Origin of the sequence: Paenibacillus sp. FSL W7-1279, from assembly GCF_037969845.1 — a bacterium.
GTDB lineage: Bacteria > Bacillota > Bacilli > Paenibacillales > Paenibacillaceae > Paenibacillus_AQ.
This window is the reverse complement of the sequence record NZ_CP150215.1, coordinates 7,189,832-7,213,587: the sequence shown is the minus strand read 5'-3', so window position 1 is coordinate 7,213,587 and position 23,756 is coordinate 7,189,832. Positions and strand designations below refer to the sequence as shown.

22 protein-coding genes are annotated in these 23,756 nt (G+C 50.7%); 13 read left to right on the top strand and 9 right to left on the bottom strand.

Annotation, left to right across the window (positions count from 1 at the left end; translation table 11 throughout):
• Positions 1-195: 195 nt before the first annotated feature.
• Both MKY82_RS32655 and MKY82_RS32650 read right to left on the bottom strand, forming a co-directional pair.
• Positions 196-2,388: a GH92 family glycosyl hydrolase gene (locus tag MKY82_RS32655; protein WP_339295125.1), complete on the bottom strand. Its 2,193-nt coding sequence runs from the start codon at positions 2,386-2,388 to the stop codon at positions 196-198.
• 35 nt (positions 2,389-2,423) lie between these two features.
• Entirely contained in the window at positions 2,424-3,518 is a 1,095-nt protein-coding gene (locus MKY82_RS32650) for a GntR family transcriptional regulator (RefSeq protein WP_339295124.1), read from the bottom strand.
• A 367-nt stretch (positions 3,519-3,885) separates the two neighbouring features.
• Here MKY82_RS32650 and MKY82_RS32645 point away from each other — a divergent pair, with 367 nt between their 5' ends.
• Both MKY82_RS32645 and MKY82_RS32640 read left to right on the top strand, forming a co-directional pair.
• Positions 3,886-4,365: a MarR family transcriptional regulator gene (locus MKY82_RS32645; protein ID WP_194540091.1), complete on the top strand. Its 480-nt coding sequence runs from the start codon at positions 3,886-3,888 to the stop codon at positions 4,363-4,365.
• Positions 4,366-4,567: 202 nt separating this feature from the next.
• Positions 4,568-5,098: a cysteine hydrolase family protein gene (locus MKY82_RS32640; RefSeq protein ID WP_339295123.1), complete on the top strand. Its 531-nt coding sequence runs from the start codon at positions 4,568-4,570 to the stop codon at positions 5,096-5,098.
• A gap of 71 nt (positions 5,099-5,169) precedes the next feature.
• Here MKY82_RS32640 and MKY82_RS32635 read toward each other — a convergent pair whose 3' ends face one another.
• The 3 genes from MKY82_RS32635 to MKY82_RS32625 form a co-directional block, all read right to left on the bottom strand.
• Positions 5,170-5,973: an alkaline phosphatase family protein gene (locus MKY82_RS32635; protein WP_194540089.1), complete on the bottom strand. Its 804-nt coding sequence runs from the start codon at positions 5,971-5,973 to the stop codon at positions 5,170-5,172.
• Between the two features lie 101 nt (positions 5,974-6,074).
• Positions 6,075-6,926 carry a DMT family transporter gene (locus tag MKY82_RS32630; RefSeq protein ID WP_216533600.1) on the bottom strand — a complete coding sequence of 284 codons (852 nt, stop codon included), beginning with the start codon at positions 6,924-6,926 and terminating at the stop codon, positions 6,075-6,077.
• Complete coding sequence (locus MKY82_RS32625) at positions 6,926-7,699, bottom strand: DeoR/GlpR family DNA-binding transcription regulator (protein ID WP_194540087.1); 774 nt, start codon at positions 7,697-7,699, stop codon at positions 6,926-6,928. The genes MKY82_RS32630 and MKY82_RS32625 overlap by 1 nt, the downstream gene beginning before the upstream one ends.
• Before the next feature lie 191 nt (positions 7,700-7,890).
• Between MKY82_RS32625 and MKY82_RS32620 the strand changes: the two genes are divergently transcribed.
• Complete coding sequence (locus MKY82_RS32620) at positions 7,891-8,850, top strand: metallophosphoesterase family protein (protein WP_339296737.1); 960 nt, start codon at positions 7,891-7,893, stop codon at positions 8,848-8,850.
• Positions 8,851-8,943: 93 nt separating this feature from the next.
• On the opposite strand, the gene MKY82_RS32615 is transcribed toward MKY82_RS32620, so the two are convergent.
• Positions 8,944-9,540: a TetR/AcrR family transcriptional regulator gene (locus MKY82_RS32615; protein ID WP_339295122.1), complete on the bottom strand. Its 597-nt coding sequence runs from the start codon at positions 9,538-9,540 to the stop codon at positions 8,944-8,946.
• A gap of 57 nt (positions 9,541-9,597) precedes the next feature.
• Positions 9,598-11,079, bottom strand: coding sequence for an FAD-dependent oxidoreductase (locus tag MKY82_RS32610; protein WP_339295121.1), 1,482 nt, complete (start codon positions 11,077-11,079; stop codon positions 9,598-9,600).
• Between the two features lie 307 nt (positions 11,080-11,386).
• Here MKY82_RS32610 and rlmN point away from each other — a divergent pair, with 307 nt between their 5' ends.
• Positions 11,387-12,448, top strand: a complete 1,062-nt coding sequence (gene rlmN / locus MKY82_RS32605; protein ID WP_339295120.1) for a 23S rRNA (adenine(2503)-C(2))-methyltransferase RlmN — start codon at positions 11,387-11,389, stop codon at positions 12,446-12,448.
• 145 nt (positions 12,449-12,593) lie between these two features.
• On the top strand, positions 12,594-13,064 hold the full coding sequence (locus tag MKY82_RS32600) for a DUF3052 domain-containing protein (RefSeq protein WP_194540084.1): 471 nt from the start codon (positions 12,594-12,596) through the stop codon (positions 13,062-13,064).
• Positions 13,065-13,157: 93 nt separating this feature from the next.
• Here the strand turns inward: MKY82_RS32600 and MKY82_RS32595 are convergent, their stop codons facing one another.
• The gene (locus MKY82_RS32595) at positions 13,158-13,799 is read right to left on the bottom strand and encodes a hypothetical protein (protein WP_339295119.1); all 642 of its coding nucleotides are present in this window, start codon (positions 13,797-13,799) and stop codon (positions 13,158-13,160) included.
• A gap of 191 nt (positions 13,800-13,990) precedes the next feature.
• On the opposite strand from MKY82_RS32595, the gene MKY82_RS32590 reads away from it, so the two are divergent.
• From MKY82_RS32590 to MKY82_RS32575, 4 genes are all read left to right on the top strand, one after another.
• Complete coding sequence (locus MKY82_RS32590; protein WP_339220535.1) at positions 13,991-14,281, top strand: DUF6509 family protein; 291 nt, start codon at positions 13,991-13,993, stop codon at positions 14,279-14,281.
• 507 nt (positions 14,282-14,788) lie between these two features.
• Entirely contained in the window at positions 14,789-15,715 is a 927-nt protein-coding gene (gene mphI, locus MKY82_RS32585; RefSeq protein ID WP_220687195.1) for a macrolide 2'-phosphotransferase MphI, read from the top strand.
• Positions 15,716-16,038: 323 nt separating this feature from the next.
• On the top strand, positions 16,039-16,575 hold the full coding sequence (locus MKY82_RS32580) for a GNAT family N-acetyltransferase (RefSeq protein ID WP_071218703.1): 537 nt from the start codon (positions 16,039-16,041) through the stop codon (positions 16,573-16,575).
• A 440-nt stretch (positions 16,576-17,015) separates the two neighbouring features.
• Positions 17,016-17,834, top strand: a complete 819-nt coding sequence (locus MKY82_RS32575) for a GNAT family N-acetyltransferase (protein WP_339295118.1) — start codon at positions 17,016-17,018, stop codon at positions 17,832-17,834.
• 69 nt (positions 17,835-17,903) lie between these two features.
• On the opposite strand, the gene MKY82_RS32570 is transcribed toward MKY82_RS32575, so the two are convergent.
• Positions 17,904-18,794, bottom strand: a complete 891-nt coding sequence (locus tag MKY82_RS32570; RefSeq protein WP_113057843.1) for a LysR family transcriptional regulator — start codon at positions 18,792-18,794, stop codon at positions 17,904-17,906.
• A gap of 122 nt (positions 18,795-18,916) precedes the next feature.
• On the opposite strand from MKY82_RS32570, the gene MKY82_RS32565 reads away from it, so the two are divergent.
• The 4 genes from MKY82_RS32565 (at position 18,917) to MKY82_RS32550 (ending at position 23,604) form a co-directional block, all read left to right on the top strand.
• The gene (locus MKY82_RS32565) at positions 18,917-19,993 is read left to right on the top strand and encodes a branched-chain amino acid aminotransferase (protein ID WP_339220528.1); all 1,077 of its coding nucleotides are present in this window, start codon (positions 18,917-18,919) and stop codon (positions 19,991-19,993) included.
• A 239-nt stretch (positions 19,994-20,232) separates the two neighbouring features.
• Complete coding sequence (locus MKY82_RS32560) at positions 20,233-21,129, top strand: AraC family transcriptional regulator (protein ID WP_339295117.1); 897 nt, start codon at positions 20,233-20,235, stop codon at positions 21,127-21,129.
• A 109-nt stretch (positions 21,130-21,238) separates the two neighbouring features.
• On the top strand, positions 21,239-22,222 hold the full coding sequence (locus MKY82_RS32555; RefSeq protein ID WP_339295116.1) for a BadF/BadG/BcrA/BcrD ATPase family protein: 984 nt from the start codon (positions 21,239-21,241) through the stop codon (positions 22,220-22,222).
• A gap of 65 nt (positions 22,223-22,287) precedes the next feature.
• A complete protein-coding gene (locus tag MKY82_RS32550; RefSeq protein ID WP_339295115.1) occupies positions 22,288-23,604 on the top strand; it encodes a 6-phospho-beta-glucosidase in 1,317 nt (438 codons plus the stop codon).
• The last annotated feature ends 152 nt before the right edge of the window (positions 23,605-23,756 follow it).

The window sequence follows — 23,756 nt, the reverse complement described above, 5'->3', positions numbered from 1 at the left end:
GATCATAGTGTGAATCAAGTGTATTGTTACCCGAGGTGATCTTGAAAATTCCTGTTATTTGAATATCAGGAAGAATACCCTGCGCCGTTGAAGTTATATAACCAATTGCTGAAAAACGGAATAACAAAAAGGGGCATCCCCAGGCCGCTGTCCTGATGGGGATACCCCTTATATATATGAACTAAGCTGTGATCGTTACTTCTTCGATATCGAGAACGGGAGCTCATCAGAGCTGTAAGCACGGTAGCTTGGAGCCAGCCCGAGACGGAAATCGAGGGACTTGCCTGCCAGAATATCCTCATGCGTAATGTACAGTTTGGTGTAATCCTGTCCTTCCAATTGAACGCTGGCCACGAAGTTGGACTGCGGATTGTTGTTGTCGGTATGAATCAACATCTGTTTGCCGTTTGGCAGCTCAATACTCACGCTGTCGAATAACGGGATGCCGAGCACATATTCATTACTGCCCGGACATACCGGATAGAAGCCCATGGAGCTAAACACATACCATCCGGACATGCTGCCGTTATCCTCGTCCCCCGGGAAACCGTCAAAGCCGCTGTTGAACAGGTTCGACATCAGCTGTTTGAGGACGACCTGGGATGATGCGGGCTGCCCGACATAGTTGAACAGATAAGGAATATGGAAGCTTGGCTGATTGGATATCGCCAGCTGGCCATAGTCGATGGCAGCCATCTCACTCATCTCATGAATTTCAAAGCCGTAGCCCCGTACGTCGAAGTCCGGTGCTTTGTTGCACAATTCGGTGATTTTATCGAAAAAACGTTTCTCCGAACCATACGCCTCGATCAAGCCTTGGAAATCCTGGAATACGGCAAAGCTGGTCTGCCAGGCGCTTCCCTCGGCATAATCAAGCCCCCAGCTCGTATCGTTGAAATCCGGACGGAATTGGCCGTCCTGATCCTTGGCCCGCATAAACCCGGTTTCTGCATCGAAAATATTTCTGTAGTTGAGCGCGCTTTGTCTGTATTGGTCTGCAACATCAGATCGGCCCAAGACATCGGCCACGCGGCTGATGCAGTAGTCGCTGTATGCGTAATCCAGCGTGTGGTTCACGCTCTCGTGATAGCTGCTTGGAACATAACCGTACTTGATGTAATCCAGCGTTCCTTGCCGTCCATAACAGTTCTGTCCGCTCTGCGTGGTGGCTGCGGTCAGCATGGCTTCCAGCAGTTCCGGCAGCAGGTGCTGAGCCAGTCCCTTAGCCGCCGCATCCGCAATGACGGCGTCAATAAGCGTGCCTGGCATCAGCCCGCGCTCATCCGGGGACAGCCATTTTGGCAGGAAGCCGGTCTCGCGGTAGGAATTCAGGAAACCTTCCAGCATTTCCTCATATTCCTTGGGCGCGATGATGGAATAGAGCGGATATACGGTTTTGTAAGTATCCCAGAAGCCGTTATTGGTATAGAGAATGCCCTTCTTGACGGACCGGGCCGTAGTGTCGTAATGTACCGGCTCCATGTTGGCATCCAGCTCATAAAACCTCTGCGGGAACAGGAACATGCGGTACAGGCAAGTATAGAAGGTGCGCATATATTCTTCGTTCGAGTGAGTAACCCGGATTTTGTTCAGGTAATGATTCCAGGCTTGTGCAGCCAGTTCCTTCTGCTCATCCAGGGATATGTCAAGCTCGCGCGCAAGGTTAAGCTCTGCTTGCTCCAGGCTAATAAACGACGTCGCCAGTTTAACATCCAGCACGTCTCTTTCACAGTTTTTGAAACGAATGACGACATGCTGGTCGACTCTTCCAAAAGCAACCGCAGGGAAGAACTTGCCTTCTTCGTTGTAATAACCTGTTGTAGCAAGATCTATGTCCTTGCTAAAGCTCATGGCTACGTACATACGGAACCCGTCATCGTGACAGCCTGCGAAGTTGCTGACATAGCCAGTTAATTTGCGCTGGGCTGCATCCAGTCGGAACTCGCTTATGTTATTAACATTCAGGACAAAGCCTGCCTGCTGCCCGGAATTGTACTTCATACGCATTGCCGCACCGTAGGTGCTGGGAACCAGCTCCGTGGTGATGTTATAACGCTGCTGCTTCACTCTGAGATGGTGGGGTTTGAATGTCGCTTCTTCAGGCCGGTAGGAGCTTTGACAGGTGAAGACGGACCCTCTGATTTTGTCGTCCGCAATCGGAGTCATCAGGAAGTGGGCGAAATCGCCCATCCATGGACTTGGCTGGTGTGTCAGGCGAATGCCTTGGAAGACGCGGTCATTAGGGTTGAAGAACCAGCTTCCTTCGTTTTTGGTCTGGACGACATAATGGTTCATACCGAAAGGTACACCCGTATAAGGAAGCGCATTCCCGTTGGAATAGGTATATTGGTTATTGGTGCCTTGCCTTGTATCGATATAGTTCAGCATGTAAAAGTCTCCTTTGGTTTTTAGAAATAGGCGTGTCACAGCTTCTTCACGGTCTGTCGTTCAATGAGACGAACGGGAACCACGGTATTCTCATGCGGGTGATCCTGGGGATTCTCGATCAGGGTGATAAGGCTCTGTGCAGCCTGATACCCCATCTGTCCGAAATCCTGGGATATGGTGGTCAGCTTGGGTTCAACGAAGCCCGCGAGATGAATGTTGTCAAAGCCCACGATGGAGAAATCATCCGGTACCGACAGGCCCAGCTCTTTGGCAATCTGAATGATCTCGATCGCGATGAGGTCATTCTCTGCAACAATACCCGTAATTCCCTGCGTCACAACGGCTTGAATAAACTGAGTATAGTATTCTCTGCCGTTGTCGTTGTCATGGGTTAAGTACCGGTCGGTCACGTCATTGACGCTGTAATCGATCAGTTTGTAATCATACAAAGCTTTCAAATAGCCGAAATACCGCTCCCGGATCGAGGAAGAGTTCTCTACCTTCAAGGAGGAGATAAAGGCGATCTTCTTATGATTATTCTCGATCAGATGTTTGGAGGCCTGATACCCGCCACCGAAGTTGTCGGAGACAACCGAACGGAACGGAATCCCTTCAATGCATTTATCCATCGTCACCAGCGGGTACTGTGCCAGGTGATACTGATACAGAATGCCAAGATCCGAGATGCTGCTTATCGGGTAGAGAATCAGCCCCGAATTGGCGCTTTGAAGCGCGGCTTCCAGCAGCTTCCGCTGTCCGACAATCGTATTGGACTGAATGTTCAAAGTGTAGTCAGTCGTTGCGAGATATTCGTTGATGCCTTTTTCGTAATCACCAAGTCCCGGGTTATGAGCGAATGGCAGAATCAGCAGGATCTCCTTATTCGTCTTGCTCAGGTGCCTTTGGGGGGCTTTGTCTGTGCTCACGAAGCTTCCCTTACCTTGGATCCGGTAGATCAGCTTGGCATTCTCCAGCTCGGTCAGCGCCCTCTTCGAGGTGATCCGGCTGACGTTGTATTCCTTCGAAATCTCGGCTTCGGTTGGAAGCTGATCTCCAGCCTGGAGCTCTCCGGATTCAATCTTGGCCGTTAAAGCATTTACGATATGTTGATATAGTGGAATTTGTTCCATTGCGGATCCACTCCCTGAATTTGATATATCATTTTGTGGCGTTTATGTCAAAGTCTAATGATACATTTAATAAAAAGTTACAGTTGTTATGTTTGAATGCACAAAAGGAATACATTGCTCGGGTGCATATAGTTCAAAGATTCTATGTCCATAGTATCGTGTCCATGGATATATTTCAAGATTAGACGCTTCCAACGCCAATAAATTGGAGAGAATAAATTGGTATATATAACAAACGGATAAAGATGTTAATTGTTATATCAAATATTCATAACTGGTTATCGCCTTTCCTGCGGGCGTTGATTTGACAGCCTATCACTTGAGTGATAAATTGACTGTGATTAGGGTAGGGAGGTGAATGGAGTCAATGAAACAATTGGGATTTCATCAGGAGAACCGATTAGCTATGCTGTCCTGGATTCGGATCACCCGTTTTCAACAGATCGGCAATCACCTCTCGAATGAGTTCTTACAGCCGTTCTGCATCACGGTTGCCCAATTCGACGTTTTGATCCAGGTCTTCGCGCACCAACCTTTATCACAGCAGGAGCTGGCCGAATATCTTTCCATTAGCGGCGGCGGTGTCTCCCATATGGTAAAACGGCTGGAGAAGCTGGATCTGATTGTCCGCAAGCAGGATTGGAAGGTAAAGTATATCTCGCTAACGGATAAGGGACAGGCCCTGCTGGAAGAAATTATTCCGCTGCTGTCGGATTTCCAAACCTCTATGTTCGACGTTCTGGATGAACAGGAGTTACAGCAGCTTTACAAGACGATGAGGAAGCTTCATCAGCATAATGGAAAGAAAAAGTCGGCACACCCGAGGGTTATCGTCGAGGAGGAGTAGCTGAAGGTTGCCTTGGCTGCTAGTTATCGGCTTTACGAAGGGAGCCAAAGAAGACGCAGGGGAGTCCTAAGAGAGGGATTCCTTTTTTGTGCGAAATGAGTTCATTTTTTAATGAGAGATCTAAATTTTTATATACATCATAAGAACGTTCGTTCTATAATGAAATCGATGAGTACATGAATCGTACAGGAGGGTGTTGTAGTTGAAGAAGAGTGCGCTTTTGGTCATTGATGTACAGAATGAGATGTTTCAAGTGAATGATCCGGTGTTTGAAGGGGATCGATTGCTCCACAATCTCAAGCAGCTGATCGCAAAAGCCAGAAGCGGCGGCATTCCTATCCTCTACATACAACATAATGACGAAGGTTTGATGGCAGGGTCGGAGGCGTGGAAGATTAACCGTGAGATTGCGCCTGCGATGTCGGATACGATCATTCAGAAGACCAGACCGGATTCATTCTATAACACCTCACTTGAAGAGAAACTGAAGCAGCAAGGCATAGAACATGTGATTCTTGCAGGTATGCAGAGTGATTTATGCGTAGACACCACGTGCAGGAGAGCGTCCAGTTTGGGCTATGATGTCACGCTGGTAGCCGATGCACACAGCACCTGGAACAATTCGGTGTTAACCGCGCAGCAGATCATAGATCATGTGAACGCTACCCTGAGATGGTTTGCCGACGTGAAGACAACAGAAGAAATCCTCATTACGAAAGAAGCCGGCGTGTAATCGCCGGCTTTTATATAATGAATAGATGATCCTTTATAAGGACGGGCTTCCGCCATAACTCGATTTTCTGGTTAAAATATTCCTTCGGGCACCTTGCCTTCCCAGCAATCCGGTGTGTGCAGCCCCAGCACATGACCGATGACGGCGGCCGTGTCCATGATGCTGATCGGAGCGTCGAGAAGGCCGGGTTTTACGCCCGGACCCGTAATCCCCCAGGTGATGGTCATATCCATCGGATGGTCACTGCCATGGTCATTAGGATGAGCGCCTCCGCCGCCATGGTCCGTAACCGTGATGATCCACGTATCTTCCAGCAGTTGCTGATCATCCAGTGCCTCGATTATCATGTCTACGTACTTATCCGTAACGGCAATCTGCTCCAGCTGCTTATCAGTACCGAATCCGTACTTGTGGCCCGCGCCGTCGGGGTGATCCAACTGAATGAACATCAGTTTGAAATCGGGCTGCTGATGAATATAATCGACGATGGCTTCCGTCAGCTCGGGATCGGGTTTGGATTCCATATGAACATTGATCGTATTCTCAATGATTCCTGTGTTGATCGGTTCCCAGCAGCTGAACGCGGACAGAGGAGCATCCGGCCATTGCTGGCGGGCCAGCTTGAATAGTGACGAATAGGGGAAGTCATCCGGAATTTGCCCGTGGATCGCCCGGTCATTATCAAGACCGTGTTGGGCCGGGCTTACGCCATATAACAACGAGCCCCAACATTCAGCACTGATGCTGGGAAATACGGTCTGCGCATCGTACGAGTAGGCTCCAGCTTGCAGCAGGGCGTGAAGATGCGGTGCATCCGCTTCTTGAACGAACCTGCCTGCTCCATCAATTCCAAGAATAATGACGCGTTTAGCCATCGATAAAACCTCCTTGGTAAGAACAATTTGATCTTTATGCATAGAAGCTGAATAAAATAATATGCATCATGTGTACAGGATTGCTGCAGCAATGACTGTTGCTACCCCCATGATGCAATGGTGATGATACCCAGCGTGATGAGCACGGATGTAATGATTCGCCGCCAGCCTTGCTGCTCACGCAGAACGATGATGCCGAGCAGAGTGCCGAATACCGTGCTGATTTCACGAACCGGCGCGATGTGTGCAAGCGGAGTAAGCCGCATGGCGAACAGGAATAGCAAGTACGATCCCGGTGCCAGGATGGAGCCCAACAGAATCGTGCGCCAGTTCACCGTCCATTCCTGTTTCAGCCCTCTGGACAGTATCACGGGAACGATGAGAGCGATGAAATAACTGATATTGGATAATTGAATCAGGGCGATCGGAGAGACCCCTGCGTCCAGAACAGCCTTGTCGGTCAGGGTATATCCGGAAATGCATAGCCCAACCAGGCAAGCATAGATTAAGGCCTTGGGGTTCAGGCTGGAAGGGCCTCTGAATTTCAAACCCGATAAAGCAAACAACGAAAAGATAATGATGCTAAGGCCCATATAACCCGCTGCACTTAGATGCTCATGGAACAACACGAGGCTGCACAGCGAGGTCAGCATGGCCCCAAGCCCTCGCATAAACGGGTATACCTGGGACATATCGCCATGGGTATAGGCTTTGGAGAGCAGCGTAATATAGAAGCCCTGAATGGTCATAGACAGCAGCATAAGTCCGTAAATGTGCGGTTCCAGCTTTAGCCCTGACATCTCCATGAGAAATGAAGGCATCAGGAGGATTAAGGTGACAGAATGGATGCACCACAGAAACACCGATTTATGAATGCTTCGCTTCGTGAACAGATTCCAGAGGGCATGGGTAAGACCGGAAGACAGCACCAACAGCAGGGATAGCAGCTCCATCAGAAATGTCCGATAAGGACTTCAATGCTGCGGGCGGACAGATTATCCACCCATTCCTGCGAACAGCCCGGATCCGTGATAACCATGGAGATGTCCTCCAGTTTGGCGAGCTTCGAGAACGTGGTTACCCCGAGCTTGGTGTGATCGGCAAGAACGATGCCTTCCTCCGAACGCTCCAGCATTTTTCGCGATATGTAGGCTTCATCCAGATTGTAATCGGTAATGCCATCGGTTAAGGAGATACCGCCGACCGAGATAAATGCTTTATTGACCTTGAACTGTTCCAGCAGCATTTCAGTGAGAGGACCTGTTGCCGCCTGCTTGGTCCGGTCCATATCCCCGCCGATATAAATAATCTTTCCCTGAAAAATCTCCATAGCCAGATTCAGGACAGGCAGCGAATGGGTGATGACCGTCACATCGGACCGGTCCTTAAGATAACGGATGACTTCAATCGTGGTTGTTCCGTTATCCAGCAGAATGGTCTCCCCTTCCTTGACTAGGGAGGCGGCGAGTTTACCGATCGCGGCCTTTTCCTCTGCGCATGTCTGGGAACGGCTGGTGAAGGACGGTTCAATATGCCCGGAACGAGATTTGACGGCGCCGCCGTAAACTTTGCGCAGCTGGCCTTCTTTCTCTAACCGGTCCAAATCGCGGCGGATCGTTTCCGCGGATACCTCCAGCTGCTCCGCAAGGGCGTGGACTCTCACCTTGCCCTCCAGCTCCAATTGATTTAGGATCTTCCCCCTGCGTTCCTCATAGGTTACAGACATAAATTCATTCACCTCAATATTGTATATGACTGATGTTGACCGAAGATGTGGATTCGATTTTATACTAGGCTGGTTAAACCGTGTTGTCAACAAAAAAACATTGACTTTTCATTGTTTTCCCCACTAATATACACATAAAACCACATAAATTCATTGAAAAACCACATGTCCATGTAAAGGAGACGGTTATGTTGAAGCCAACTCTTCGATTCGGAGACGATCATACCTTCAAGATTGTGCAATTCACAGATATTCATTGGAAGAATGGGGAGCCGGAGGATCAGATGAGCCGGCGCTGCATGGAAACGGTATTGGACCTGGAGCAGCCTGATCTGGTGGTATTTACGGGCGATCTCATTTATTCGGGGGAAGCCGATCCCGGCTGGAAAAAGTGCCAGGATCCAGTGCAGGCCTTCAAGGATGTTGTCAAGACGGTGGAGTCACGCGGAATTCGCTGGGCCTTCGTATTCGGGAATCATGATACGGAGGGGGATATCACACGTGAAGAGCTTATGGATGCAGCCCTGCAGCACACCTACAACTGTGCAGAGCACGGCTCGCCGGAAATTCAAGGCGTAGGGAATTATACGCTTCCTTTATACGGCAGCAATGGGGAAGAGACAGCGGCCGTCTTGTACTTCTTCGATTCAGGGAGAGAGTCCGAACATCCTGCAGTTCCGGGGTACGATTGGATTCGGCGCGATCAGATCCGCTGGTATGAGATGGCGTCCTTGGCTTACAGCGCCAAGCATCAAGGGAATCCGCTGCCGTCATTGGCTTTTTTCCATATCCCTCTGCCGGAGTATCGTGAGGTGTGGGAGCGGAAGACGTGTTACGGCAGCAAGTTTGAAAGGGTATGCTGTCCGGAGGTGAATACCGGTCTGTTCGCGGCCATGCTGGAGCGGGGCGATGTGATGGGCACGTTCGCCGGACATGATCATATCAATGATTACTGGGGGGAGCTGCACGGCATCCGTCTTTGTTACGGCAGAGCTACCGGTTATGGTACATATGGCCGGGAAGGCATGCTCCGTGGTGCGAGGGTTATTCGCCTGCATGAAGGACAGCGGCAGTTCGACACTTGGATTACGCTGAGCGACGGCTCGCAGATTCGGGAACAGGAGAAGCATGAACCCGAGACGCCCCTCTGATATACGACAATAGTCAAAAACACACCTCTTATGAAATGTACGGAAAAGATCCGGTGGTTTCATGGGAGGTGTGTTTGGTTTGCGTTATTATCCTTATCCGTTCCTAAGCAGTCGCAGCAGCAGCTCCGCCTTAGGGGGCGTATAGCTCGGGTCCTCTTGGGACTTCAGCGTCATTAATCCCGATAGCACGGATAAATAACAGGCTACGAGCTCTCTCAGATCGCCTGCCGCAATCTCCCCGGCATCCTGCCCGGCTTCGAACAGCGGCATCAGCTGGTCAACAAAGGCATGGATGGAATAGCTCTCGATAATCCGCTTGGCCTCTTCGGGCACGCCATCCGAGGTACGTGCTTGCTGAATCAGCATAAAGTGCGTATTATCATCCTCTTGGAGAATCATGGAGGTTAGCAATGTAATTTTCTCAAGAGGGGCACCGGGCACGTTATAGATTTCGGAGAGCGCTAGCCGTGCCTCCTCCATCGACCATTGAACGAGCGTGATGAACAACTCGTCTTTGGATTTAAAATAATGATAGAGAAGACCGTGGCTGACCCCGGCTTCACTGGCGATCATGCTCATCTTGGTTCCGAAAATACCTCTTCTGGAAAATACCTTGATGGCAGCTCGCATGATTTGTTCTTTTCGTTCGTCGCGTATTTGATGCAATTGTTCTTCGTTTAACGGGGCCATTGCGTCCATCCCTCATCATGGAATTCTCTTGCTGATATCAACAATAACGCATTTGATTTATTCGGGCAATCCCATGGATAAGGGCAGAAATTCGTTATTAAAGACCGGGATGATCCGCGCGAGTAGTTCTTCCAGGGGCAAGTTTGTCTCCTGTAATACTTGATGAAGCCAAGCTTTACCTTTACCCGATGGGTCTGCATTCACGAGTGCGGTGATATATTCGGCATTAAACAAATCCTGAGGTGAGGCGAAGAGACCCGTTACCATCATATACTGTTCGAATACGGCCATATCGTTATGATCATAAGCCAGCTCCTGGCATATATCGAACAGCCTCTGGGCAAAAGAGAAGCCTTGGGCGGACAGGTGGCCCTCGTATGTCACGCCCGGCCATCTGAGATCCGCGGCTGCGCTAAGCCACCATGCAGGCTCAATGGCGGATTGAATCTTTAGGAGGGCGAAGCGTTCAAATCCCTCCTCAAGCAGAACTCCATTCTGCATCGATTGCAAGCATTGGTCCAGCGTATCTGCCTGGATGGCGGCCACCGTCATGCCCTGGCCGAATATCGGATCGAAACTGCAGAAAGCATCACCGAGCACCAGCAGACCGGAAGGCCAATCCTCCATCTGCTCGAAATGCTGTCTCAGGCATTCCTCGATCCGGTAGCCGCGCGGGTTTGAGACCGGTTCAAGCTGCTGAAACAAATCTCCGATGGCAGCGCCGAACAGATTTTGTGCCTCCTGGTCGTACAACTGATGGTTGGTTGTCGGATAAGAGTCTCCTCCCGCGCGGTACAGAACAACCTCCGCAATCTGGTTCTCGATCGGATTGAATACGGCCGTGCCGATACCACGGGAGGGATCTCCTTCGTTCACAATGGTGCTCCACGCCGCTTGGATGTCTTCTGGCACCTTATAATGCCGCGTGCTATAACCAAGGGATATGTGCAACCTCTCGGCCTCGGGTGTCGCATAACCGAGGTTCTGGAGCCAATCCGATAGCTTGGAACCGCGCCCGCTTGCATCCACGACGATATCCGCATTCATATGAAGGAGCGCCGGCTCTTCGACGCTTCTGTCCCGGAACACCACACCGGTAACGGTATTCTTGTCTGCGTCAAACAGCAATTGTTGGGCCGTCAGTTTCGGTAGGAGGGTGACGTTGGGCAGTTTGGCCACTCTGCTGCGCAGCGTCCACTCCAGCAGGGATCGGCTGCATCCCGCATTGGGCTCATCGGGCATTTCCAGCGTGCCGAAACGGTTGGTCATTTTAACGGACTTATACGCCCGGGGGTGGGCCCCGTGCTGAACCAGCTCTTCGGTTATGCCGGGGAACCATCGTTCAACAATCATCTTGCCGCGCTCAAGGAAACGGTGCGGATGATAGGCCTGCGGCGTACCCGCCCGAGTCTCCGGTCCTGCTGGAAACTCATCCCGATCCGTGATGATTACCTCTTCGTAATGCTTGGATAACACGGTTGCAGCGAATAGTCCGGCTATGCCTCCACCTAGAATGAGCGCTTTGCCTTTTGTTTTCATTCGAAGACCTCCAATATAGATTGATTTAGTCAGTCAATAATAAACGAAAAACATCCTCTGAATTTCAAATTTGGATAAAGAAGCAGGACAAATAGCGGTGAACGTCCTTAACGAATGGAGCGATGTCTCCTTTCTACTCTATATTTATGATTGATTAGGTCAGTCAATCATAAGATAAAGGTATTTATTGGAGATGTCAATCCTGATTTACGTATAAGAAGCGCGAATTGCCTATAACTCCCCTTGTGTTCGCTTCGGAATTTTGGGACAATAAGGAGTGGACTATGAATAGAAAGAGGACCAATCAATGAACAAACCATCCATTTATGGATTAACATTAGATCAGTTGACGGCTTGGCTGGGCGAGCGTGGACATAAAAAGTTTCGGGCAACACAGGTATGGGAGTGGCTGTATCGGAAGCGGGTCACCGCTTTTTCCGATATGACGGATGTGCATCCGGAATGCTTGCAGCTGCTCGCGGAGCATTATACGATACTGACCTTGGAGGAGCACACCAAGCAGGAGTCTCTGGACGGAACGGTTAAGTTCCTGTTCAAGCTGGTGGACGGCAATCTGATTGAGACCGTATTAATGCGGCATAAATTCGGTTTGTCGGTCTGTGTGACTACTCAAGTCGGCTGTAACATTGGCTGCAGCTTCTGCGCCAGCGGTTTGCTGAAGAAGAGCCGGGATTTGTCCGCAGCGGAAATTGTGGAGCAGGTCATGCAGGTTCAGCTTCACTTGGATCAACAAGGCAAAAGCGAGCGGGTCAGCCATCTCGTGGTGATGGGGATCGGGGAGCCGTTTGATAATTATGAGAACATGTCGGATTTCATTCGCGTGATCAAGGATCATAAGGGGCTTGCCATTGGTCCCCGTCATATTACGGTATCGACCAGCGGGCTGGCTAACAAAATCGTCGAGTTCGCGGACAGCGATCTGGGCGTGAATCTCGCCATCTCCCTTCATGCGCCGAATGATGAGATTCGGACCCGCATTATGAAGATTAACAAAGCGATTCCGATCGAGAAGCTGATGGCAGCGATTGATTATTATCTGGTAAAAACGAATCGCCGTATCACGCTGGAGTACATTCTGCTGAAGGATGTGAACGATCAGCGGGAGCATGCGCTTGAGCTGGCAGAGCTTGTTGGCGAGCGACGCAATCTGGCGAATGTGAATCTCATTCCGTACAACCCGGTGGATGAGCACAGCCAATATCAGCGCAGCACAAAAGAATCGATTACCTCTTTTTACGATACTTTGAAAAAACAAGGCATCAGCTGCAGCGTTCGTCTGGAGCATGGAACCGACATCGATGCAGCCTGCGGGCAGCTGCGAAGCAAGCAGATCAAGAAAGCGCAGTAACAAGAATAACGCGCAATCCCAGGGGAATTTAACCGCTATGTGGATTGACCAGCTGTAAGGGCGTACCCATTCATATGGGTATGCTCTTCTTAATGAAATCCGAAGCGTTATATAAAAATTGAATCGAGAGGAAGGATGCTTTAACATGCTGGAGACACATCCAACCGTCAAAAAGCTGCAATTCAAGGACCTCGGCCAACCGGTTCTGATGCTAAACGCACCACAGGCCTTTCAAGAGGTCATCAATTCCCTGCAAGGGGAAGTTCATACGGAGCCTAAGCAAGTGCCTTACGATTTTGTGCAAGCCTTCGGGACAAGCAATGAAGAATTGCAGCGCTTAGCCAAGATCGCAGCCAGCTCTGTGACTGACAATGGCCTGCTGTGGCTGTGTTACCCCAAGAAGTCGTCCAAAACCTACAAGAATTCCGATTGCAGCCGGGAGAGCATTACGGGCATTCTTGCTGACGAAGGCTATGAGCCCGTTCGGCAAATCGCTATCGATGAGGATTGGTCCGCCTTGCGTTACCGTAAAGTGGAGTTGATCAAGTCCATGACCAGATCGTTCGCAGCAACCGCGAAGGGGAAGGAACGGACCGGTCAAGAGGACGATAAATAATTGCAAGTTCGATAGGCATACGGGAGATCGATTTTAGTGAAATTTACAGCCTGAATCAAAGAAAAATGACCCTTCGAGGGTCATTTTGTGTTCTTAATACGTCTTCTTCTTTGTTCGGTGGTCATGTCTGGATTTCCAGTCATGGTGTTTGGACTTCCAGTCGCGGTGCTTGGATTTGCGCTTACGCTGGTTGGCGTCTTTGTTAATGGCTTTGCTGCCACTGCCGCCGCCTACGGCGTGCTGCTGTCTGGTGCCGCGGCTCTCGATCGCGGAGTTGGTGCCGCCTGTGCTGTATTTGCCGGCGCCGCTTGCGATCTGCGTTGCAGACGCGTTTTGGCCTCCCTTCGGAAGCTTTACGACCTGCTTGTTAATGACGAATACCACTTCTTTTTGATTTTTTTTATGCTTGCTATGTTTCGAGTGATGTTTCGGATGATGTTTGGAGAAATGGTCCTTGTCCGTGGGGTCTTTTAATCCGAGATTTTTAGCGATTCCCCCGGCTCCGACGCTTTGTTGTTGGTACGTGTGCGGGGATTTAATGGCCGCATTGTTGCCTGCTGCGCTGCTTTTACCTGCGCCACTGGCGATTTGAGTGGTATTGGGGGCATTGGTGAATTGATCGTTCACCACAAAGACGAATCGCCCCACCCCACCAAGAGGCGATGTTACGGAGAAACGTTGCTTGCCCTTCTCTACTGTGATGGTCAGATGTTCCTTCTGGGACACGCGCTTCATCTCCTCTTTTCAATGGAGTCTTATTTTATCGTAAGTGAATTCGATGCAGCTCGTAAGAGGTATGCGCTGATAGAATAGAAAATGGGGGAAGGACCCTGAGTGCTGATAGGCAACCATTTTGCGAATAGAAAGAGTGTAAGAAGACACTCACTGTTGTGTATAATAATCAGAGTGATAGAAAGGATGGGAATATGCTGACAATCAAAGAATATAGCGTTGAACTGGTGAAGGATCCTTTTGGAATCCTGGCAGGCAAACGCTTTGAGTTTGTATGCGATTTGGACGTGCCGGAGGACGACGAGCTCTATTCGGAGCATGGCGTCTATCTGAGAGTGATTTATCTGGATGACGAGGAGTCTTCGCGCATTGTAAAATACGACTTCTATGAGCGGACAACCGACCAGTACCTGGACTTCGATATGGAGCCCGAGGAAGAGGAAGAACTCATGACTTTTTGCAAAGAGCATTTGCAGGAAGCGTAAATAGAGCCGGAAGATGAGAACAGGCAAGTCCGGAGTGACTTGGGCATTTCTGTGCAAATCTAAACGGATGGAATCTTATTCCAAAGTAATGGGAAATATTGCCCAAATAGTCCTTGCAAACTACGAATGACTTTGGTAAAGTTATACACAACTTATAAACGAACGGAGGGTTACGTATGTTGGATTATTCCCGATTGAGATCTTTTCGCGGCTAATGATATAGCGCTAAAGAGACCTGCACAGATGCAGGGTAATCGGGATGGGTCCGTCTTTTTTACGTAACCCATTTTTATGATATGTCTATAGAAGTACACGTTTTTTCATTTGCGGGATAACGGTGTTCTCACCTTCCTGTTTTATTTGAATGTGTATTTCGAGTAGGCATTCCAGGAACGGTGGACAGCTAAGACCCGTTCCGGTTACCCAGCACAGGCAGCTCGTTGCCTGTGCTTTTTTGTTGTAATGACGGCCTTGATGCAATGAAAAATGGAAGGGGATTGATTCCTTATGACAATAGCAAAACCAAATGATGATTATACACAAGTGATCCAAGAGATGCTGGAGATTGCCGGAAAACACGGGGTGAATTTGATTCCGGAGGGAATAGAGATGAATGAATCCGGCATGGATTTCCTTGTTGGATTCGCAGAGGAAGCAGGGACTGGAGCACGGTGGATTCTGCGTAAACCGAGACGATCGGATGTGCTGGATAGAGCAGATAACGAAGCTCGAGTCCTGAAGCTGATTCAATCCCATCTTCCGGTTGATGTACCGGATTGGCGGATTTACACGCCGGAACTCATTGCCTACCCGCTGCTAAGCGGGGAGCCTGCCGCTTCCGTCAGCATGGAAGGATATGCATGGAATATGGATCATGAGAATCCGGGCGAGGGGTTTATCCGCTCACTGGCTGAGGCGCTGGTTGCCTTGCATGGCGTCGATCACGATGCAGCCCGAGCAGCAGGTCTGCAGGTAAAGAGTCCCCAAGAGGTTCGTGATGAGACGGCGCGAAATATGGAAGACATCAAGAGCCGTCTGGGTGTTTCCGATGCGCTGTGGGAGAGGTGGCAAAAATGGCTGGAGGAGGATTCCTACTGGCCAACGCATTCTGCCCTCATCCATGGCGATCTTCACCCCCCGCATATCCTGATTGATGAGCGCGTGCAGGTGACCGGACTTTTGGATTGGACGGAGTCCGAGGTAGCAAGTCCCGCCAAAGACTTCGTGTTATACTACGCTATTTATGGCGAGCATAATCTCCGTGTCCTGTTGGATCGGTATGAACAAGCCGGAGGGAAGGTATGGCCGCGCATGTTCGATCATATTGTCGAACAGCATGCCGCGTATCCCGTGCTGATCGCCCAGTTCGCTCTCCTGACAGGTCAGGAAGAGTATATGACGATGGCGCGGAATGCCTTGGGTTTGACGGAGTAAGCCTCGCAGGAGGATGCAGCAAGGGGGGTATTCCCGTTTGATAAGACTGCAAAGGCACAGAATACAGCGCTGAGAAAACAAAGAGCCAACCGATGCATACATTCGGTTGGCTCTTTGCATGATATAAATTAACAGAATTCAACATTATTTTGGATGAGCTGTAGGACATATAATAAAATCATGGTGAAATAAGGAGTAGGGTTAACGGATTTTTATTACATTCGTAACGCAATTTACATACCTGTAAACCTCTTGGTAGTGTAAATATGTTATCCTAGACATACTAAACTTACATACATCATTCATTAGGGAGGGGATTGACCGTGAATATTGAGGTACGTTTATGCCCGAAGGAACAGTCATTTATTCTGCATAACATATATCCGCTGTACTTGCATGACATTGCTGAGATATGGGGGGTCCGTCCTAACCGGTTCGGTGTATTTGAAAAAGAGGATGTGCCGACTTTAAGCGAGCAGAGCAAGCAGCTCGATGTGTGGTGGGAGCAGCCATCGGTTCTTTTTCCTTATCTGATCTCCGTAGATGGTATTGCGGCAGGGCTGGCTCTGGTGGCGACCACGCCATACATCCCATCGCCGAATATCCAGTACTACTTGAATGATTTTTTTGTGCTTCGGACTTTTCGAAGACAAGGTGTAGCCCAACGAGCGGCTGAGCTTGTGTTCGATCATTTCCAAGGTGCATGGGAGCTGCAAACGAATCCGACCGAGCGCAATATGAGTACCCAGATTTTTTGGCGAAAAACGTTGAACACGTACACGGGCGGACGATATACGGAGCATGATGGCGTCCATCCGGAGAAGGGGGATATGCTGGTCTTCCGTTTTAATAACAAATGAGATGGAGTCTCCAGCCTTTCTTTATAGGTGAAATCGGGCTTGACAGCTGGATGCCGCCGGGAGTAAACTGAGTTAAATTTTCAAACATGCTAGGATGAGGACGCCAGGATCGCAAGTGGAAGCTGAGCCAGAGAACTGCTGGGTGGTGCGAAGCAGTCAGCGGCGATGCATGGCCATCACCTCGGAGCAGATCCGTCGATCGTTTATAACTTGAGGCGTATCCGGGTATTCCCTGCCGTTATCATGGGGCATCATTGATGGATGATGACGAGAGTGCGTATCGGCTTGTCCGGTGCGAATCAGGGTGGTAACGCGGAGACAAGGCTCCGTCCCTACAGGGGACGGAGCTTTTTTGTGTTTCTTTGGGCTGACGGAGACGCTGAAAGGCGGCGGGTCCGTGCGATCGGTCCACCACTTGTTAGAGAGAGGGAGGCTGAATCATGTTAATGAAGTTGATGCCTCAGGACGAGGTGCTGTGCCAGGAAGATTTTATTCAGGATGAGGTGTCATACAATCTGATTCATCTCCTTGCCGGGTCACCGCAGAACTTGGGGCTGAAATCGCCGGATGGACGCATGATCTTTGCGCAGTCTCCTCGCGGGAACGCATGGTTATGGATTTCCCGGAAGGTTTCCGGAGATAGGCGGCAGCACCTGCTCCAAGCGCTGGTTGGCGAGCTTAAGGAGGTGACCCTGCCTGGGGTGACCGGGGAGCCGGATGTGGCAGAGCGGTTTGCAAGCTGTTACGCTAAGGAACGTCGTGAGACCTACCGACATCATATGACGATGGAGTCTTATCATGCCCCCGCCGTGAAGCCCCCTCACTTCGTCGAGGGCGACATCAGGCAGGCCGCTGTTGAAGATACGCAGCAGGTGGCCCAGTTTCTGGTCGGATTCTCGGAGGATGCTTATGGGGTCCGCGCGAATGCGGCAAGCCAGATCGAGACAGCGCAGCGACTCATTCAGCAGGGGGGGTTAAATTTATGGATAGCCGGCGGCAAAGCGGTCTCGATGGCCAATGTTGCACACCGGTCACCACGGCACGGTCGAATCAACGCTGTATACACGCCGAGGGCTGAACGGAAAAAAGGCTATGCCGGCGCCCTGGTTGCAGAACTCGGACTTCGCTTGCTGCAGGACGGTTTGGTGCCCATGCTGTATGCCGATCAAGCCAACCCGGTCTCCAATCGATTGTATCAACATATCGGGTTTAGCCGGTGCGGGACGATTAGCGACTTCAAGTTTGTTAACAATGAATAACGAATAATGAATCTGCTAAAGCGGCACGGCTTGGACAAAGCCGGGGAAGACGAAGGGCATCAATAAATGTTATTCTATAAAGGTAGCTAAAAAATGCATAGCCCGATTGGATAGTACATGATCCCGGAGCCAGACAATACCCACATCCGACTGGAAATCAGCGCTCGTAATGGACAGTGTCCGAATGTTGGGAATCGTAAATGAGGACATCACCGACTCGGGTAAAATGGTGGCGCCGATGCCTTCCGCTACCAATGCAACGATAATGGCAACGCTGGAGCATTCGCATATGACACGCGGTTCAAGTTCGCCGCGCTTAAATTCTTGTATTACCCGCTCATGCATCCCGATCGTCTGATCGGTTTTTAAGGACAAGAACGGATATTCCGCGAGCTCGCGCATCGAGATTTCCGAATGGGAGGATACACTTTCCCAGCTGCTTGGAAGGACCGCGACGAACGGGTCGGAGGGCAAAGGCTGAACGGCATAACGCTCAGGCCCGAAGCTGGATTCGAAAGGGAGCCGGGTCACCGCGAGCTCGATATTGCGCTTGTCGAGCTGATCCGCCAGCAGGGAGTGATCGCCTTCCCGGATCTTGAAGGTGACCTCGGGATATTGCTGCCGAAAGATATGGATGCGCTGCGGCAGGAGCGAGATACAGGAGACGACGGCACCGATGGAGAGCATGCCGCGGATTCCCGCATGGATCTCCTTTACCTCGGTTAGCGTTTCATTGAACTGGTTCAGCAGGGACGCCGCTCTGTTCTGAAGCAGCTCGCCTGCGTGGGTGAGCTGAAGCTGCTTGCCGCTGCGTTCAAACAGCAGAACCCCGAGCTCTTCCTCCATTAGTTTCAGCTGACGGCTTAATGGAGGCTGCTCCATATTGAGCTGTTTTGCTGCACGCGTGATCTGCCCTTCCTGTGCAATCGTCAGGAAATATCGCAGCTGTCGAATATCCATGTTCATACCCCCTATCCATACCTTTAAGGTATGATATCCCTATAAATCAGATATTTTTAATATAGGGTATCCATTGATATGATTCAACTAATAACGTTTGCAGAATAAGGAGATGTGTGCACATGACTTACACGATACCCGTGGAATTAACGAAGACCCCGAAGACAAAGCCGAGCCACCATAAACAGGCTTTCGGCACGGTATTTACGGACCACATGTTTATTCTCGATTATGACGCAAGTCAAGGCTGGCACGATCCGCGCGTCGTTCCGTATCAGCCGATCGAACTGGACCCTGCCGCCAAGGTATTTCACTACGGACAGACCGTATTTGAAGGCTTGAAGGCTTACTTGACGGAAGATGAGCGGATTCTCATGTTCCGCCCGAACAAAAATATTCAGCGGCTGAACCTGTCCAACCAACGATTGAGCATTCCGGCATTGGACGAGGAGCTCGTTATGGAAGCGCTCAAGCAGCTCGTGCTCGTGGATCGCGACTGGATTCCTTCCGAGCCTGGCACATCGCTCTATATCCGTCCATTTGTGATCGCCACCGAGCCTGTGCTTGGCGTAGCGCCATCGCTGCAATACAAGTTCATGATTATCCTATCGGTAGTCGGTTCGTATTACGCGGAAGGCATCAATCCGGTCAGCATTTACGTGGAACCTAAATACGTGCGTGCTGTAGCCGGCGGCGTAGGCAATGCCAAGACAGCTGGCAACTATGCGGCAGGTTTGAAGGCACAGGATGAAGCAACGCTGAAGGGATACTCGCAGGTGCTGTGGCTCGATGGCGTACATCGCAAATATATCGAGGAAGTCGGCAGCATGAACGTGTTCTTCAAGCTGGGTGATACGGTCGTAACCCCGGCACTGAATGGCAGCATCCTGGATGGAGTTACCCGGAACTCCGTCATCCAGCTGCTTCAGCATTGGAACATCCCGGTAGAAGAACGGGCCATCTCCATTGATGAAATCGTGGAGGCCCATCGCAGCGGATTGTTGACCGAAGCTTTTGGCACCGGCACGGCAGCGGTCATTTCACCGATTGGCTCCCTGGAATGGCAGGATGAGCAATTGAAGATTGGTGAGGGAGCAACGGGCGAACTCTCCAAACGCGTATATGACGCCATCACGGGCATCCAGCTCGGAACGGTTGAGGATCCGTTCGGCTGGACGGTGGAGCTTGCATTATCTTAATGATCCTTTCTTTAAAGACCCTGTCTCAGGCATACTGAGGCAGGTCTTTTTTTAGTAATAGGAAGTATACCCTTCAAGTGACTTACCCTGCCTATTTTCGCAAGAGAACATCCGGGTGAGTGCGGCTTGTGTTCTGAGGAAATACGTCCATAAACGTTTTAAGTATAATAAGCGCTCATGTTACGATAAGGGTAAATTGTTGATACGTTGATGTCCGAAGGCATGGAGGTGCTTTTTTAGTGAATCGTCCGCAGAGTGTCGTTCCTGATGCTATAGATTTTACGAACGCTGCCTTTCCTTTTACAGCGTCGACCACGCACGGCATATTTGCCGGAGCCCAGCGCCTGCATTGGCATCATGCTTTGGAGCTCAATTATATTCAGAGCGGGACCGGATTTATTCTGATCAACGGGATGAAGCTCCAGTTTCAGCAGGGGGATATTATTTTCATCAACAGCAATGATCTTCACCGGGCGTATGAGACTGAGAACCTGGTGATGGATGTCATTATGTTCGAGCCCTCATTATTATCCATCGACCTCAAGTTCGATCCGGATCTGATGGCTCCCTTCCGTTCGCTCGGAAACATGGAGAGGCAGTCCCCCGTGCACGATGAATTGGCTCACCTGCTGGGGCGCATGATGGAGGAGTATCAAGCCCGAGGTACCGCATATATGAGCCTGATCCGCTCGGATCTTATTCGTTTCCTGAGTTTGGCGAACCGCCATCTCTCGATTCCGGCTCAAGCGAACAGGCCGATCAAGGGCAGGGGAATGCATGCGTTAAAAGAAGTCCTGCGCACGATGGAGCTTCAGCTGGACTACAGCTGGACGCTGCAGGAGCTGTCGGACTTAACGCATCTGAGCCCTTCCCGGTTCAGCGCTCTGTTCCAGCAGGCGGTCGGCACTTCACCGCACCATTATCTGATTCAGCTGCGTTTGACGCATGCCGTGCACTTGCTAGAGACGACGGACCAGAAAATTATCGAGATTGCGGAATCCTGCGGGTTTCGGAATCTGTCTAATTTCAATCGTCTGTTCAAGCAGCATGTCGGCGCATCGCCAAGCGAAACTCGGGAGCGTGCTTATGCCGGCACTCCTATAATCCCCTCCACTTCAAAAACCAAGAAACAGTAAGATAGTATCACTCCTTGATCGTATAACAGTAGATGGATGCCAGTGGAAGCGGTATCTTAAATATATACCACCACATGACGCCGCTGTATGGCGGGTAGGAGTGAAATGCATGAGTTTGTATCTGGGTGTAGATGCCGGCGGTAGTAAGACACACGCCGTGATCTGCGATGAACAAGGGAACATTCTTGGCAAGGGAGCGTCTGGGAACGGCAATCACCAGATTCACCGTGAACATGCGGCCCGTAATATTGAGGAAGCCTGCAATGCGGCTCTTCAAGAGGCTGGAGCTGCCAAAGAAGATATCAGTTATGCTTATTTCGGCTTGGCCGGAGCAGATCGGGAAGCCGATTATGAGATCCTGCGTCCGATGATCGGGGCTCTCGGTTATCCTAAGCATGATATCGCATGCGATACCATGATCGGGATGAGGGCTGGAACGAGCCGTCCGTATGGCGCTGCATTGATCTGCGGTACGGGCTTCAACAGCGCGGCCCGAAATCGTGCGGGAGAAGAGCTGCAGTATGGAGGCTTTGGCTTCTTGTATGGAGACGGCTACGCGGGCGGTTCCGGATTTGCCACGCTGGCTTTCCGGGCAGTCATTCGGGCCTGGGATGAGCGGGGACCGGCAACCTTATTGACATCGCTCGTACTGGAGCAAATGGGATACACGTCTGTAGAACCGATGTATGAGGATGTCCTCTACGGCAAGACGAAGGTTCCGCCAAGCCTCGTGAAGACCCTGTTCCAGGCGGCTGAAGCAGGTGACGAGGTAGCCACCCGAATTCTTGAGAATGAAGGCGAAGAGCTGGCCAATGCGGTATGTACGCTGATCCGGCGGCTGGACATGACGGATGAAGCCTTTGACATTGTCTATATCGGCAGTGTGCTGAACAGGCCGAACAGCTCGATCCTGACGGATGCGATCGAGCGGATCGTTGCGGTCCGGGCACCGCATGCAACCTGTGTAAGACTGACATCCGATCCGGTTTCCGGCGCGCTTCTTTGCGCGATGGACGTTGACGGTCATGCCATTGATGCACAGACGGAGGCCAAACTGAAAGCATTTACGTTTGAGCAGGCAACCACAGCCTGATCAATTTATCATTGGATAAGAACCTGATAAATACGGATTGATATCATACCTTGGAGGCGATTAACGTGGCAGCAGGATTAAAGATAGCGGTCATCGGGGGAGGTTCCTCCTATACCCCGGAAATTGTTGAAGGTTTCATTCGCAATTATGAGCAAATGCCGATTCGCGAACTGTGGTTTGTTGACATTGAAGAAGGCAAGCATAAGCTGGAGATTGTAGGCAATCTGGCTAAACGCATGGTGAAAGAGTCGGGTCTGCCGATCGAGGTTCATCTGACGCTGGATCGCAGACAAGCGATTGCGGGTGCCGATTTTGTGACGACCCAGATGCGTGTCGGTCTGCTCGCGGCACGTAAACAGGATGAGCATATTCCGATTAAACACGGCGTCATCGGGCAGGAGACGACGGGCCCGGGCGGCATGCTGAAGGCGCTGCGCACGGTTCCGGTGATTCTGGACATTTGCCGCGATATCGAGGAGCTGGCACCGAATGCGTGGATGCTGAATTTCACGAATCCGGCGGGTATCGTCACGGAGGCGGTTGCTAAGCACAGTAAGGTGAAATCTGTCGGTCTGTGCAACTCGCCGATTAACTTTCAGAAGTTCCTGGCGGCGGAGTATGGCGTGTCGGAGAAGGACGTTCTGGCCGAGTTTGTCGGGATCAACCATCTGCATTGGGTGACGTCCGCTATCGTTAACGGGGAAGAGAAGATGCCGGAGCTGCTGGACGGCGGCAAATCGTATACGGCGAAGAACGTGCCGACCTTCGGCTGGGATGTGGACTTTATCCGCTCGCTTGGGGCGATCCCAACGTATTATCTTAAATATTTCTACATGACCGATACGATGTTTGCGGATATGAAGGCATCGCTGGAGAAGGACGGAACCCGAGCGGACGTGGTCAGCCGCGTTGAACAGGAGCTGTTTGAGCTTTACAAGGATGAGAATTTGGCCGTGAAACCGAAGCAGCTTGAGCAGCGGGGCGGTGCTTATTACTCTGAAGCGGCAGTCAATCTGATGACCTCCATCTACAATGACCGCCATGATATCCAGACATTGAATGTCGCAAACGGCAATATCTACGACTTCCTGCCTGCGGACGCCAGCATCGAGATCAATTGCGTAGTAACAGGCCAGGGTCCCATCCCGCTTGCACCGCAGAACGTGCCTTCCCATGTAAAAGGGCTAATGCATGCGGTTAAGGTATACGAACAATTGACGATCGAAGCCGCCATTACCGGTGATCACGGCATTGCGCTGCAAGCGCTGGTTCACCATCCGCTGGTGCCTTCCGTAAGTGTAGCGAAGCAGCTGCTGGGTGAAATGCTGGAGGCGAACAAAAAGTACTTGCCGGCTTTTTTTAAGCCGGAGGCTGTGCTGTAAGGCGGAATGAAACCCAAACGGTGCGATTTTGATATAGAGCCATGCAAAACCCCTCTTCGAAATTGAAGAGGGTTTTATTGAAGTTATCAGAAAGTATAACTTCGAAGCTTGTGACTTCCTGATATCGCATGGAAAACTTCCTCTAACTGCGT

Coding starts and splice junctions, on each gene's coding strand:
- MKY82_RS32655 (WP_339295125.1), bottom strand. CDS start 2,388: ATGCTGAACTATATCGATACAAGGCAAGGCACCAATAACCAATATACC.
- MKY82_RS32650 (WP_339295124.1), bottom strand. CDS start 3,518: ATGGAACAAATTCCACTATATCAACATATCGTAAATGCTTTAACGGCC.
- MKY82_RS32645 (WP_194540091.1), top strand. CDS start 3,886: ATGAAACAATTGGGATTTCATCAGGAGAACCGATTAGCTATGCTGTCC.
- MKY82_RS32635 (WP_194540089.1), bottom strand. CDS start 5,973: ATGGCTAAACGCGTCATTATTCTTGGAATTGATGGAGCAGGCAGGTTC.
- MKY82_RS32630 (WP_216533600.1), bottom strand. CDS start 6,926: ATGGAGCTGCTATCCCTGCTGTTGGTGCTGTCTTCCGGTCTTACCCAT.
- MKY82_RS32625 (WP_194540087.1), bottom strand. CDS start 7,699: ATGTCTGTAACCTATGAGGAACGCAGGGGGAAGATCCTAAATCAATTG.
- MKY82_RS32615 (WP_339295122.1), bottom strand. CDS start 9,540: ATGGCCCCGTTAAACGAAGAACAATTGCATCAAATACGCGACGAACGA.
- MKY82_RS32610 (WP_339295121.1), bottom strand. CDS start 11,079: ATGAAAACAAAAGGCAAAGCGCTCATTCTAGGTGGAGGCATAGCCGGA.
- rlmN (WP_339295120.1), top strand. CDS start 11,387: ATGAACAAACCATCCATTTATGGATTAACATTAGATCAGTTGACGGCT.
- MKY82_RS32600 (WP_194540084.1), top strand. CDS start 12,594: ATGCTGGAGACACATCCAACCGTCAAAAAGCTGCAATTCAAGGACCTC.
- MKY82_RS32595 (WP_339295119.1), bottom strand. CDS start 13,799: ATGAAGCGCGTGTCCCAGAAGGAACATCTGACCATCACAGTAGAGAAG.
- MKY82_RS32590 (WP_339220535.1), top strand. CDS start 13,991: ATGCTGACAATCAAAGAATATAGCGTTGAACTGGTGAAGGATCCTTTT.
- mphI (WP_220687195.1), top strand. CDS start 14,789: ATGACAATAGCAAAACCAAATGATGATTATACACAAGTGATCCAAGAG.
- MKY82_RS32575 (WP_339295118.1), top strand. CDS start 17,016: ATGTTAATGAAGTTGATGCCTCAGGACGAGGTGCTGTGCCAGGAAGAT.
- MKY82_RS32570 (WP_113057843.1), bottom strand. CDS start 18,794: ATGGATATTCGACAGCTGCGATATTTCCTGACGATTGCACAGGAAGGG.
- MKY82_RS32565 (WP_339220528.1), top strand. CDS start 18,917: ATGACTTACACGATACCCGTGGAATTAACGAAGACCCCGAAGACAAAG.
- MKY82_RS32555 (WP_339295116.1), top strand. CDS start 21,239: ATGAGTTTGTATCTGGGTGTAGATGCCGGCGGTAGTAAGACACACGCC.